Here is a 210-nt window from a genome sequence, read left to right as displayed (position 1 = left end):
ACTGACGTACCACACACACACCCGATGGACGGCCCGCAGCATCTCTCAGTAGCGATCGCCGGACCCCATCTATGGCACCACGCCGAGCAGGATCGCCGCGTAGTTGAACAGCCGGTAGGCCCAGGCGAACTTGAAGAACGCGTAGACGAACACGAAGGCGAGGACGGCGTCCTTCAGCTGCCAGATGGTCTGGTTCGCCACCGTGCCAGA

Annotated in this window: 1 pseudogene; it reads right to left on the bottom strand. The window is 62.4% G+C overall.

What is annotated here, in order from left to right:
* Nucleotides 1–72 precede the first annotated feature (72 nt).
* Nucleotides 73–210 (bottom strand): annotated as a pseudogene (locus MFF64_RS37715) (DUF599 family protein); the annotation flags it as partial.

This window comes from Methylobacterium frigidaeris (assembly GCF_022179185.1).
Lineage (GTDB): Bacteria > Pseudomonadota > Alphaproteobacteria > Rhizobiales > Beijerinckiaceae > Methylobacterium > Methylobacterium frigidaeris.
Note: the sequence above shows the minus strand (reverse complement) of the source record. Positions and strands in the feature narration are given on the sequence as shown.